The 12,574-nt window shown below is 56.9% G+C and carries 9 protein-coding genes and 1 pseudogene; 7 read left to right on the plus strand and 3 right to left on the minus strand.

Annotation, left to right across the window (positions count from 1 at the left end; translation table 11 throughout):
• Window positions 1–357: 357 nt before the first annotated feature.
• On the plus strand, window positions 358–534 hold the full coding sequence (locus AB5Y85_RS19990) for a hypothetical protein (RefSeq protein WP_005337712.1): 177 nt from the start codon (window positions 358–360) through the stop codon (window positions 532–534).
• A gap of 72 nt (window positions 535–606) precedes the next feature.
• Here the strand turns inward: AB5Y85_RS19990 and icd are convergent, their stop codons facing one another.
• Together icd and AB5Y85_RS20000 are read right to left on the minus strand one after the other, a co-directional pair.
• A complete protein-coding gene (gene icd, locus AB5Y85_RS19995; protein ID WP_005347179.1) occupies window positions 607–1,860 on the minus strand; it encodes an NADP-dependent isocitrate dehydrogenase in 1,254 nt (417 codons plus the stop codon).
• A gap of 156 nt (window positions 1,861–2,016) precedes the next feature.
• Window positions 2,017–2,892: an AraC family transcriptional regulator gene (locus AB5Y85_RS20000; RefSeq protein ID WP_005361632.1), complete on the minus strand. Its 876-nt coding sequence runs from the start codon at window positions 2,890–2,892 to the stop codon at window positions 2,017–2,019.
• Window positions 2,893–3,021: 129 nt separating this feature from the next.
• On the opposite strand from AB5Y85_RS20000, the gene manA reads away from it, so the two are divergent.
• The 5 genes and pseudogenes from manA (at window position 3,022) to AB5Y85_RS20025 (ending at window position 11,548) form a co-directional block, all read left to right on the plus strand.
• Window positions 3,022–4,221 (plus strand): mannose-6-phosphate isomerase, class I, encoded by a 1,200-nt coding sequence (manA, locus tag AB5Y85_RS20005; RefSeq protein ID WP_368222033.1) that lies wholly within the window; start codon window positions 3,022–3,024, stop codon window positions 4,219–4,221.
• A gap of 864 nt (window positions 4,222–5,085) precedes the next feature.
• A pseudogene (locus tag AB5Y85_RS20010) lies at window positions 5,086–6,728 on the plus strand (methyl-accepting chemotaxis protein).
• A gap of 523 nt (window positions 6,729–7,251) precedes the next feature.
• Entirely contained in the window at window positions 7,252–9,144 is a 1,893-nt protein-coding gene (locus AB5Y85_RS20015) for a PTS fructose transporter subunit EIIC (protein ID WP_368222035.1), read from the plus strand.
• Between the two features lie 233 nt (window positions 9,145–9,377).
• Window positions 9,378–10,130, plus strand: a complete 753-nt coding sequence (locus AB5Y85_RS20020) for a DNA/RNA non-specific endonuclease (RefSeq protein ID WP_219264129.1) — start codon at window positions 9,378–9,380, stop codon at window positions 10,128–10,130.
• A gap of 314 nt (window positions 10,131–10,444) precedes the next feature.
• Complete coding sequence (locus AB5Y85_RS20025; protein WP_368222037.1) at window positions 10,445–11,548, plus strand: ElyC/SanA/YdcF family protein; 1,104 nt, start codon at window positions 10,445–10,447, stop codon at window positions 11,546–11,548.
• Window positions 11,549–11,630: 82 nt separating this feature from the next.
• Here AB5Y85_RS20025 and AB5Y85_RS20030 read toward each other — a convergent pair whose 3' ends face one another.
• Window positions 11,631–12,047: a DUF805 domain-containing protein gene (locus AB5Y85_RS20030; RefSeq protein ID WP_021230688.1), complete on the minus strand. Its 417-nt coding sequence runs from the start codon at window positions 12,045–12,047 to the stop codon at window positions 11,631–11,633.
• A 367-nt stretch (window positions 12,048–12,414) separates the two neighbouring features.
• On the opposite strand from AB5Y85_RS20030, the gene AB5Y85_RS20035 reads away from it, so the two are divergent.
• Window positions 12,415–12,574, plus strand: a 160-nt coding sequence (locus tag AB5Y85_RS20035; protein WP_368222039.1) for a twin-arginine translocation signal domain-containing protein, incomplete at its 3' end; no start/stop codon positions are given.

The following is a 12,574-nucleotide window of genomic DNA, read 5'->3' on the forward strand; positions in this document are numbered from 1 at the left end:
GGTGCCCGCCGAAGAGATGGCAAAGTACTTGGCCAGCGCCAAGATCTAGGCTGTTTTGCCACATTTATCTGCAAATCAACCCGCCATCACGGCGGGTTTTCTGTTTTGGGAACAAGGGGATGGGGCTGTTCTGTCACAGTCCATGGCGACAATTTCCCCAAGTTGGTCAGTTTGTGCTAAAATGGCGCTCATTTTTTGACATCTCGCGTCACGTTCGCCGCCAGATTGCCCATCGGGCTCTCTGCCCGGGTCGTGACTTTGCACCATCATGCCTGATGATGTTCCCCCCAGGATGAGCCGACAGGCTTCCGTCAAGGTGGGCACCCTCAAGGGCACATGAGATAAGGAGATCGGGTAATGAAACAATATCAAAGCTGGCTGGGAGATTATCTGATGAGTCGACGTGACGGAGATCACGCGATGGCTTCGGAACTTGCCAACACCATCTGCGCCTTCTGGAAGGCCCAGGGCGATGAAGCAGAAACCAGCAAATGGCAGCAACGCTATCAGCAACACGTAGAGCAGGCGCAATAAGCCCCTTCACTCTTTCGCGATAAAAAAACCGGCGCACATGGCGCCGGTTTTGCGTTTCTGGCAAGCAGCAGATTACATCTGGTCGATCATGTCCTGAGCAAACTGGGAGCAGGAGCGCAGGGTGGCCCCTTCCATCAGACGCTCGAAGTCATAGGTGACGGTCTTGTTGCGGATCGCCGCTTCCATCCCCTTGATGATGAGATCGGCCGCTTCGACCCAGCCCATGTGGCGCAGCATCATCTCGGCGGAGAGGATCAAGGAGCCCGGGTTGACCTTGTCCTGACCGGCATACTTCGGCGCAGTACCGTGGGTCGCTTCGAACAGGGCCACGCCGTCACCGATGTTGGCACCCGGCGCGATACCGATACCGCCTACCTGAGCGGCCAGCGCGTCGGAGATGTAGTCGCCGTTGAGGTTCATACAGGCGATGACGTCATACTCGGCCGGACGCAGCAGGATCTGCTGCAGGAAGGCATCGGCGATGACATCCTTGATGACGATGGTCTTGCCGGTTTTCGGATTCTTGAAGGAGCACCAGGGGCCGCCGTCAATCAGCTGGGCACCGTACTCGTTCTGAGCCAGAGCATAACCCCAATCCTTGAAGGCACCTTCGGTGAACTTCATGATGTTGCCCTTGTGCACCAGAGTCACGGAGTCGCGATCATTGTCGATGGCATACTCGATGGCGGCACGCACCAGACGCTCGGTACCGGCCTTGGACATCGGCTTGATGCCGATACCACAGGACTCGGGGAAGCGAATTTTCTTCACGCCCATCTCGTTTTGCAGGAAGGCGATCACCTTGTTCGCTTCGGCACTGTCGGCCTTCCACTCGATGCCGGCGTAGATGTCTTCGGCGTTTTCGCGGAAGATCACCATGTCGGTCAGATCAGGACGTTTCACCGGGCTCGGGGTGCCGTCGTAGTAACGCACCGGGCGCAGGCAGATGTAGAGATCCAGCTCCTGACGCAGGGCTACGTTGAGGGAGCGAATACCGCCACCGACCGGAGTAGTCAGCGGGCCCTTGATGGCCACGCAATATTCACGAATGAAATCCAGGGTTTCGGCCGGCAGCCAGGCACCTTCGCCATAGACATGAGTCGATTTCTCACCGGTATAGATCTCCATCCAGGCGATCTTGCGCTCGCCCTTGTAGGCTTTCTCGACCGCAGCATTCACCACATTCAACATGGCCGGGGTTACGTCAACACCGATGCCATCCCCTTCAATAAACGGAATGATCGGATGGTTGGGAACCTGCAGCTTGCCGTTGGCATCGACTGTGATTTTCTGACCCTGGGTCGGGATTACTACTTTGCTTTCCATCGGCATCTCCTAACTTCCGTTTGTTATCAATTTGTTTGTTGCGCGCGGCCATCTTAGCCCATTCATTTTCATAATAAAACGACAAGAAAGCATGTCAGACCAAAGAGGTAGCCACCCGCCAGTGCGCCGTCACCACGCCTTGCCGACCCCGCCCAGTTATCCCTCCAGCTCGCTGGCCGCCGCCTGCGGCTGGCTCAGGGAGCGGTACTGGGAAGGGGTCAAGCCGGTCTTCTGTTTGAACACCCGGCAGAAATAGTTCACGTCACTGTAACCGCAGCGACTGGCCACCTCTTCAAGACGAAAGCGGTACTTTTTCAGCATGAATTTGGCCCGATCGATCCGCACCCAGCTGATGTAATCGGCAAGGCGCATATGACCCTGCTCGCGGAACAGGTGGGAGAGATGGCTGGCTGAAACGTTGAAGCGGTGGGCAATGGAGTCACGGGTGATGGGACGGTGAAAGTTCTCCTGGATATAGATGCAGATCCCGTGAAAGAGCTCTGCCCCCCGTGGCCGATCCGTGGCGGACTCCAGCAACAGCTGACGGGCACTCGCCAGCAGGGCCTGCAGCAGGTGATCATCGGTGGGGGAGCGACCAGGATCCTCGGTCAGTACGTTTAGCGCCGCCAAAATGTGTTCGATCACATGGCCCGCCCGCGCCATGATGCTGTGCTTTTGCACATCGAAGAAATCGGGATCTTCACGGCGCTTGCTCACCAGGCTGAACCCCAGCTGGCGTTTGCCAAACAGCAGGCTCAGCACCGAGCAGTCGGTGGTCCAGAGCGGCTTGTTCCAGCCGTTGGGAGGGATATAGAGCGCCTGCCCTGGTAACACGCTGATCTCTCTGACCCCCTCCTCCCTGTCCCAGATCTGGTTGAGATACTCGCCGCTAAAGACCAGCTCGAGGCGGGGAAAGTTGACCTGATAGCTGAAACTGGGTGGCACCCCCTGTTCACTGGCAAACCAGATTTGGTCAAATGGAACCTGTTCGCTCAGGGCTCCGTCGAGCAGTTGGCTGAAGATGAGAGACATGGTGATCCTGATCAAGAGAGAGGCAAGCGGTTGCGGCGCGCACGACCGCCCATGTTATAGTCCGGTCCACAGCAGTAATGCCACCCTTTTCTGCACCCGATTTTCTTCAAACTAGACGAGGCGTCCCTTATGAGCAGTAGCGATCTGCCCTCCTTTCTGTTGATGCAAAACCCGATTCAAGACTATGACTGGGGCAGTCATGACTCCCTCACCACCCTGTTTGGTATTCCCAACCCGCAAGGCAAACCCCAGGCCGAGCTCTGGATGGGGGCTCACCCCAACGGCTGCTCCGAGGTGACGCTGGCGGGCAGTGTGCAAAAGCTCTCTACGGTGATCGATAGTGCTCCGGCCGCCGCGCTGGGTGAGGCCACCTTCGCCCGTTTTGGCAGCCTGCCGTTCCTGTTCAAGGTGTTGTGTGCCGAGAAGGCTCTCTCCATTCAGGTGCACCCGAGCAAGGCTCAGGCTGAAGCGGGCTTTGCCAAAGAGGAGGCCGCAGGCATCGATATCAAGGCGAGCAATCGCAACTACAAGGACCCGAACCATAAGCCGGAGCTAGTCTTTGCCCTCACCCCCTATCAGGCGATGAACGGCTTTCGCGCCATCCCGGCCATTCTGGCACTGTTCGAGCGGGTCAATCTGGCGGCCATCGCCGATCTGACCGCAGCCCTTGCCGCCAGCCAGAATGAAGCGGGCCTGCAGCACTTCTTCCACCAGCTGCTGGTACTGGAAGGGGCGCGCAAGGAGGAGGCGTTGGAAGGGCTGCTGACCTATGCCGCCGCCCATCAGGATGAGGAGACGTTTGCCCTTATCACCAGTCTGGCGGCCCAGTACCCGGGAGATGTGGGCCTCTTCTCGCCGCTGCTGCTCAACGTGGTGACCCTCAAACCCGGTCAGGCGATGTTCCTCGATGCCTGTACCCCGCACGCCTATGTGCGCGGCACCGGCCTCGAGATCATGGCCAACTCGGACAACGTGCTGCGCGCCGGCCTCACCCCCAAATACATCGATGTGGCAGAGCTCTTGGATTGCACCCGCTGCTTGCCCAAGCCGGACGACCAGATCCTGCTGGCCCCCCGCTGTGATAGTGCGGTACAGCACTTCGACGTGCCGGTACCTGACTTCACTTTCAGCGTCTACCCGGCTGGCGAGCATCAGCTCACCACTGCCAGCGCCGAGATCCTGTTTGCCATCGATGACACAGTGACCCTCAAGCAAGGCGAACAGTCACTGCGTCTGGAAAAGGGGCAATCAGCTTTTATTCCTGCAGCGACTGGCAGTTATCAACTGCTGGCCGAAGGGCGGGTCGCCCGCGCCGGCAACCGCTGCTAATCAACATAAGAGCCGACTCTCGTTGGAGGGGGAATATGCCTCCCCCTCCCAACAGAGCAATATGGCCTACCAGTCAAGTCCGTCTGTATCTCTACTGCTCTCTTATGCCTACCTTCCTTCAGGCATCTCGCTCTGAAGTCCATCCCTGACTGCATCCTGCCCACAACCAGCTCCACAGGTTTGTCGCCTGAGCTTGGCGCACCCCTGATGCAGATGACTGGGTCTGCTGAAACGAAGAAAATTCCAGCCTGCACAAGCAACGGCGACACTCTGAGTATCCGGCTAAAATGGAGGAAATAAAAATAACAACTCTACCCTCTACTATTTTCACCCCCTGATGAAAACTAAAACAGCACATAGATGCATCGCCATTAAACCTTTCCCGAGCCATCATCATTCGGTCTGTAAACATTTAGCAGCTGTAGTCATACAGAACCATTAATAATGCAAACGAAAGGGGTCTCTTTTGATTTTTCGAGATGCGGCCCTATTTTTTAGTCGTTCTATAATTTAATTCCAAGCAAACCATTCGAACTTTGTCGAAAATAACAACTTAAGAAAAAACCATAAGATTATGATATATAGTGATTTTTCATTTACACCACACCTTAGAGTTGACGTAATCCGTAAAAAAGCCAGGCCGCATGAACTGACAATTCAATCAATTTAAAAGCAGAGTAATGAGAGATTTGATATTTATTTTTTGATATGCCAGCCAAACCTCATCGCAGTAAAGAAATAGACCTTAAATACCCTCTGTGATTAAGATCTCTTTTATTTGATTTATTTTTAAGGTATCACATATATTCGCCGATATAAATTTCACACAAAGATCCCCTGACAAAAATAGATAAAAGAGGATATATGCTGACAAAAATGACAATTGGGCAAAAGCTGACCATGGCGTTTACCACTCTCGCTTTGTTGATGCTGGGTTTTGCCTGGTTTGCCACTTTACAACTCTCCAATATTTACCGTGACGCCAGTGAGGTCAGCGACAATATCGTTCCCTCCATCCGGGCATCCAGCCAGATGCATGTGTCCTTGCTGGACGCTCGCCGTGCCGAACTGAACATGGTGATAGATGCTCTGGGCAAGGATCTCGACTCCCTCAACAGCAGCACACAGTCTTTCGAAGCGGCAAAGAGTCAGTATATGGCCGCCGAGCAACGGTATGGATCGATGCCTTTCGTGTCGGAGCGAGATCGCAACATGTTTGCAGAGCTGAAAACTGCAGCAGCCAAATATTTTTCAGCCCATGATGACTTGGAAATAGCCATACGGCAGGGAGATATTGCCAAGGTGCAGAGTCGCTGATCAAAAACGAATCTCGTGCAGCCCTCGAGCAGGCAGGACAGGATGGTCTGGAGCTTCGCAAGGAGAACGATCGGGTCGCCAACCTGCCGACCAAGCAGAGTGAGGCTTCCTATGAACGGGCAAAACTGCTGAGCACTGCAGTCGGTGCGCTAACCTTGCTGTTCGTCGTTATTGTGGCCTGGCTGCTGATCCGGCAGATCCGCAATCCAGTGATGACCCTGCTGGAGCAGACACGCCAGGTGGCGGCAGGCAACCTCACCAGCCAACTCGACATGAAGCAATTCTCCCATGACGAGCTGGGTAAGCTGGCTCAAGGGTTCAACGAGATGCAATCCAATCTGCGCATGCTGGTCAACGAGGTCTCCGGCTCGGTAGTGCAGTTGGGCGCGGCCGCCGAAGAGATCAGCGCGGTGGCACAGCAATCGGCCAACAACATGGGCGCCCAGCAACATGAGCTCAATCAGCTGGCCACAGCCATGAACGAGATGCAAGCCACGGTACAGGAGGTGGCCCGCAACACCAACGACGCCGCCAGCGCAGCAACGTCGGCCAGCGACACAGCCGCACAAGGCAGCGAGACCGTCAATGACTCAATCGGCAGGATTGAAAAGGTGGCTACCGCCATCGAAGAGACTGCTCTGGTGATCCGCCAGCTGGGTGATGACAGCCGAAATATCGGCATGGTGCTTGAAGTCATTCAGGGGATTGCCGAGCAAACCAACCTGCTGGCACTGAATGCGGCAATCGAGGCAGCCCGAGCCGGTGAACAAGGTCGTGGTTTCGCCGTAGTTGCAGATGAAGTCCGCACTCTGGCCAAACGAACCCAAGACTCCACTTCCCAGATCAACCACATCATCTCCGAACTGCAGCAGCGTGCTAACGAAGCGGGCGTCACCATGCAACAGAGTCAGGATATGATGTCCGAGACGGTCCACACTGCTCGCGAAGCGGGAGCCTCTATTGCCGAAATAAGCAGCTCGGTTAACAGTATCTCCCACATGAATATTCAGATTGCCACCGCAACTGAAGAGCAGGGGGCGGTAAGCGAGGAGCTCAATCGCAATGTAGTCAACATCAGCAATGCCTCGGAAGAAGTGGCGACCGGCGCCAAACAAATGGCTCAGGCTTGCAACGACCTCAACCTGTTGGCAACACAACTGCAAGAGGTTGTACGCAAGTTTCGGACATAACACCCGATTCTCCTCCCCTCATTAATCAGCTCAATAAGGCTGAAGCACTAAACAGCCCGCCATTCATAAAAGTGGCGGGCTTTGTCAAACAAGGAACCATACAAAACCCGAAGACACCCATGCTGCACATAACAAGTGATCAGTAGATGGATTAACTCACATCAAGAGCAGCCCTCCCTCTTTCTGATTGTTCTCTCAACGCGTTTTGCCAGCACCTTCACATTTTCCGCCCTCAAAGCAGCACACAAATCTCCATACCTCCGAAGGCGAAACCTTTTCGTTGCACTCATGTAAGTAGCAAGACAAATTCATAACCCATTGTTTTTATTTAAAAAAAATAAAGAATCGGTATGAATTGGCTTTCATGATGATATGCGAGCTGGGTCACATGGCGACTTTCACAGCACAAAAATCTAGTAAACGACACATTTGTCCGATTTCGGCACCGCGCCAACGGGAGAACAATATCCAGGTCAATTGTTCCCCCCATCATGCGGCTCGGCAACGGAGCCAGGAGTGTAATATGTTACCCACCATGACCAACGGCAGACTCATCTGCCTGGAGTTGAAGGCCACCAGCAAGGAGGCCCTGTTCGACGAGATGGCACAGATGCTGGCGCGCGATGGCGCCGTGTCTGATCAACAGCAATTCGTCAAGGATATCTGGGCCCGCGAACAGCTGGACTGCACCGGCTTCGAGCAGGGTGTCGCCCTGCCCCACGCCAAGAGCAAGGCGGTCAGCCGTCCGGCCATTGCCATCGGTGTCAGCCGTCAGGGTATCGAGTACGGCGCCGAAGATGGCAAGCCGACCCAGCTGATCTTCATGATCGCCTCCCCGGATGGCGGCGCCAACCACCACATCGAAGTGCTGGCCGAGCTATCTACCCGTCTGCTGGAGCCGGGCTTTATCGAGCAGATGAAGGCGGCCACTACCGTCGAGCAAGCCCTGACCCTGCTCAAGCAAGGCCCGAAAGCGGAAAAACCGGCGCCAGCCGCCAAACCGGCAGCCACTGCCCCGGCGGCCCCGGAAGAGCGCACCTTCAAGGATCGCCTCAATACCATGAAGCAGCACCTGCTGTTTGGTACCTCCCACATGATCCCCTTCATCGTGGCGGGCGGTGTGCTGCTCTCCCTGTCGGTGATGATGAGCGGCAAGGGCGCCGTACCGGAAGCGGGCTTCCTTAAAGACATGGCCACCATGGGTATCGCCGGTCTGACTCTGTTTACTGCCGTACTGGGTGGCTACATCGCGTACTCGCTGGCTGACAAGCCGGGCCTGGCCCCGGGCATGATCGGCTCCTGGATTGCCGTACAGCACTATCAAACCGGTTTCCTTGGCGCCATTCTGGTGGGCTTTATCGCAGGTTTCGTGGTCAATCAGCTCAAACGGATCAAGCTGCCTGACTCCATGGCCTCCCTTGGTTCTATCTTCATCTATCCGCTGATCGGTACCTTCCTGGTGTGTGGCATCGTGATGTGGGGGATCGGTGCCCCGATCGCCGCCATGATGGAAGGGATGAACCACTGGCTCTCCAGCATGGCGGGCTCAGGTAAAGTGATGCTGGGGGCCATTCTGGGTGGTATGACCGCCTTCGATATGGGCGGCCCGGTCAACAAGGTTGCTACCCTGTTTGCCCAGACTCAGGTCAACACCCAGCCCTGGCTGATGGGCGGCGTCGGTATCGCCATCTGTGTACCGCCGCTGGGTATGGCGCTGGCGACCTTCATGTCTCCGAAGCGTTACAAGAAAGAAGAGCGTGAATCCGGTAAAGCGGCCGCCATCATGGGCATGATCGGTATCAGTGAAGGTGCCATCCCATTCGCCGCTGCTGACCCCATGCGTGTTATCCCGGCCATCGTCGCAGGCGGCATCATCGGCAACATCACCGGCTTCATGATGCACAGTATCAACCACGCCCCCTGGGGTGGCTGGATTGTCCTGCCGGTTGTTGAAGGCAAGATGGGCTACATCCTGGGTACCATCCTCGGCGCCCTGACCACCGCCATCATCGTCAACCTGCTGAAGAAGCCGGTGAGCGAAGAAGATGACGTGACCGCCACCCAAACCAGCTTCGAAGTCATTGACGCGGAAGGGGAAGCGGACGTATTGGCCATCACTGCCTGCCCGTCTGGCGTAGCCCACACCTTCCTGGCCGCCAAGAGCCTGCAGAAGGCCGCCGCCAAGCAGGGGATCAAGATCAAGGTCGAGACCCAGGGCGCCAACGGCATCATCAACCGCATTACCGCCAAGGATGTCGCCAACGCCCGCTGCGTCATCTTCGCCCACGACGTGGCTATCAAGAACCGCGAGCGCTTCACCGATATCGAGGTCATCGACGTGAAGACCAAGGAGGCGATCCACAATCCGGAAGCACTGCTGGCCCGCACGCTGGGCAACAAGGCAAACGCCGCCTGATAGCAGTCAGACAGCTCATCACAAGGGGCCCATCACGGGCCCCTTTTAGTTGCCTGCCGAGCAACCGCACATCATCCCACCGACCAAGCCACTGATTTAAAACATATTAACCAGTCACATCACGGATCTTGGCGAGCCGTCACAGAACGGTGACGTGTAAAAAAACAGCAATTGAAGCGCTGGTCAGATCTCATGTCAAATGGCTCCACCTACTAAACTGGAGCATCACAAAAATGATAAAAATCAATAAATTGGTTCTGGCTGTTACCCTCACCCTCACTGCCACCCCCTTGCTGGCAGCCCACTGGACGTGTGGCGACCACGTGCGCTTTGGCCTGCCCTCCGAATCGGATCAGAAGCTCTGCCGTGAAGGGTATGCGGTCGGCTACAACTACGACTACAAGGTGGCGGACTGGGTCTCCTACCGGATGACCGCCCAGAGCGCACAGGGCACAGTGCCGCGCAAGGATGCCTTCGCCGAGGACAGGGAGATCCCGGTCGCCTATCGCGCCACCCTCTCCGACTACAAGGGCTCGGGCTACGACCGTGGCCATCAGGCCCCGGCGGGGGACATGAAATCGAACAAGAACACCATGAAAGAGAGCTTCCTGCTGAGCAACATGACACCGCAGATCGGGGTGCTCAACCAGAAGGCGTGGCGCGTGCTGGAGGACAAGGTGAACAAGTGGGCGGTCTCCCGCAAGGATGTGCAGGTGATCACCGGCCCCATCTTTACCGGCTCTGAAGAGTCCATCGGTCAGGGTGTGGCGATCCCGAGCGCCTACTACAAGATCGTGATGGACCCGGCCAGACTGCAGGCCATCGCCTTTATCATGCCGCAGGAAGAGGTGCCCATCAGCCAGATCGCCGACTACCGGGTCTCGGTACGCGAGGTGGAAGAGCAGACCCAGCTCAACTTCTTCAGCGATATGCCCGAAGAGCAGCAAGAGACGCTGGAAGCTCGCATCTCCCCGATGTGGAACTGACCGCGAATACTCATCAGCAGATAGATTGACACCCCATCTATCTTGCATCGCGATAGATAGAGGGAGGGGCCAGCGCCCCTCCCAGCAGGGGGAGTCACGCTCCCCCTGTCCCTTTCAGATGGCTGCTGAACCGTTGCGGCCACAGGTGTGGCATCACCCGACGACTCGCCCCGACTCACAGTTTGCCACGCCGTTAGCTGGTATATTGCCCTCTCTTTGGCACTAACAGACTGAATTGACGCACATTTGCCTTATCCCATCGGCCCACAAGCCGCTGCGCCACGGCGCGATTCAGCCCGACAGAGGACCTTTTGATGAAACAGACCCTTCTAGCCCTCACCCTCGGCGGCCTGCTGGCGCTCTCGCCCCTCGCCCTGCAAGCGGCCGAGAGCTCGATGCAAATGGAGCACGACCTCAATACCCTGGTCAGCAAACGTCAAGCGGTGGACATGTTGCTCGGCGAAGCGCTGCAGATCTACAAGTCGCCAGCCAAGATCTCCCACGCCGGTTTTACCGCCAAGATGCCGAGCAATATGGAGTTGGTGACCGAGCGGCTGCTGGCCGCCTACCAGCTTGAACCCTACCGCACCGACCTGCTCATCTCGGCAGCCAACGCCCAGATCTACAACAGCAACCTGAGCCGCGCCATCACCTTGCTGGAGCAGGCGCAGGCCGTTGCCCCCGATGATCTCGACATCAACAGCTATCTCGCCATCTGGCAGTTGGTGAAGGGTAACAAGGAGGCCTCCCGCAGCTATCTGGCGAAAGTGGCGGATCGCAGCAGTGGCCGCGCCGCCGATCTGGAGGAGATCATCGCCCGGGTGCAGCGGATCACCGCCGCCCCGCTGCAGACCGAACTGACCGAGGATCAGGTGAAGGCCAGCAGGGAGGGCAAACGCGCCATCGTCACCCTGGGCTACGCCCTCAATCCCGACGGCAGCATGGACAAGATCCTGCTGGGCCGTCTGCAAACCACCCTTGGGCTGGCCAAAGCCGACCCGGAGGCGCTAATCATCCTGACCGGCGGTGTGCCCCAGAACCGCCAGACCGAGGGCAAGCTGATGGCTGACTGGCTGGCCAACCATGGCATCGACCGCAGCCGCCTGATTGAAGAGAACTACGCCACCAGCACGGTGGATAACGCCCTCTACAGCGCCTATGCCCTCGCCCGCCACCAGATTGACTATGCGGTGCTGGTAAGCTCAGCCAGCCATGTGCGCCGCGGCCAGACGGTGCTGGAAATCGCCTGCGACCAGATTGGCCCGGCCAACATCAAGGTGGCGAGCGTCAGCTACCCCGACAAGCCCCTCGAGGAGCTGGCTACCCCGAGCGAGAGCGAGCTGCTCGGCATCTACCGCGACGCCCTGCGCACCTACGGTATGTGGAGCTACCGATCAGCACCGCTGATCGAGCGTTGATCGGCCATCAACACGAAAAAGAGAGGGAGGCGTGATGCCTCCCTCTCTTTTTCGTGGCCGATGATTGGCCAAGCCGCGCCCGTTAGCTGACGATAAAGCCCTGCGAGGGGGCCGCTTTGGGATCGTCACCGAAGCGGTTCGGCCCCTGCTGGCCGTTGCAAACCATAAAATAGATAAGCACCAGAGTGCCTATGATGGGTACCAGAGTACCTATGGTGGGTACCAGAATACCTATGATGGGTACCAGGACCAGCAGCAGCCACCAGCCACTGCGGTCGGTGTCGTGCAGACGACGCACCGCCACCGCCAGCGAGGGCAGCAGCACGGCCAGCGAGTAGATGCCGCTGATGAACTCCTTGTCGCCGCCAATCAGCTTGTCCACCATGCCGAGCAGTTGCATGACGATGACGTTGCACAGCACAAACATCCAGTATTCGGTGCGACGGGCCCGCCCGCTGAATACCGCATATTGCTTGAGGACCGAGATATACCAGTTCATTGCGCCTCCTGAGTGGCCTTTATGCCTATGAATAAAAAAGAGAGTCGATAAAACAAGTAGTTAAGAGCTTAGCGCGATCATCCCCCCGAGTCGACAATGATGCCCGAACGCCTCCCAAACTAATCAGCTGCGGCAATCATTGACCGACCGAACCGGAAGATAATTTGCCCTGCAACAGGGCAAATCACCCCCATCAGTGCATCACTCTCGTCACAAGCAGGAAAATGGTGCTTAATAATCCATTAGCAATCGTATGGACTCAGCGTGAGGATAGCGGTAGATTCGGCGCCCAATCCTGAACAGGATCTGTGTCTCCCTCCCATAATGAATCCACTTATTCATTACTTCTCCTAACACAGGGATAGCCATGAGTATTACACGCAGAGATTTTCTCAACGGCGTTGCCATCACCATTGCGGCAGGCGTCGCCCCCATCAATCTGCTCAAGGCTGCCGAAGGCGGCAGCGCGCTGGCGGATAAAACCCTGGCCTACCCGCCCGCCCTCACCGGCCTGCGCGGTAATCACC

Origin of the sequence: Aeromonas sp. R3-1, from assembly GCF_040908345.1 — a bacterium.
Classification (GTDB): Bacteria; Pseudomonadota; Gammaproteobacteria; order Enterobacterales; family Aeromonadaceae; genus Aeromonas; species Aeromonas veronii.

Excerpts from the sequence above, each read along its gene's own strand:
- AB5Y85_RS19990 (WP_005337712.1), top strand. The coding sequence starts at position 358 with ATGAAACAATATCAAAGCTGGCTGGGAGATTATCTGATGAGTCGACGT.
- icd (WP_005347179.1), bottom strand. The coding sequence starts at position 1,860 with ATGGAAAGCAAAGTAGTAATCCCGACCCAGGGTCAGAAAATCACAGTC.
- AB5Y85_RS20000 (WP_005361632.1), bottom strand. The coding sequence starts at position 2,892 with ATGTCTCTCATCTTCAGCCAACTGCTCGACGGAGCCCTGAGCGAACAG.
- manA (WP_368222033.1), top strand. The coding sequence starts at position 3,022 with ATGAGCAGTAGCGATCTGCCCTCCTTTCTGTTGATGCAAAACCCGATT.
- AB5Y85_RS20015 (WP_368222035.1), top strand. The coding sequence starts at position 7,252 with ATGTTACCCACCATGACCAACGGCAGACTCATCTGCCTGGAGTTGAAG.
- AB5Y85_RS20020 (WP_219264129.1), top strand. The coding sequence starts at position 9,378 with ATGATAAAAATCAATAAATTGGTTCTGGCTGTTACCCTCACCCTCACT.
- AB5Y85_RS20025 (WP_368222037.1), top strand. The coding sequence starts at position 10,445 with ATGAAACAGACCCTTCTAGCCCTCACCCTCGGCGGCCTGCTGGCGCTC.
- AB5Y85_RS20030 (WP_021230688.1), bottom strand. The coding sequence starts at position 12,047 with ATGAACTGGTATATCTCGGTCCTCAAGCAATATGCGGTATTCAGCGGG.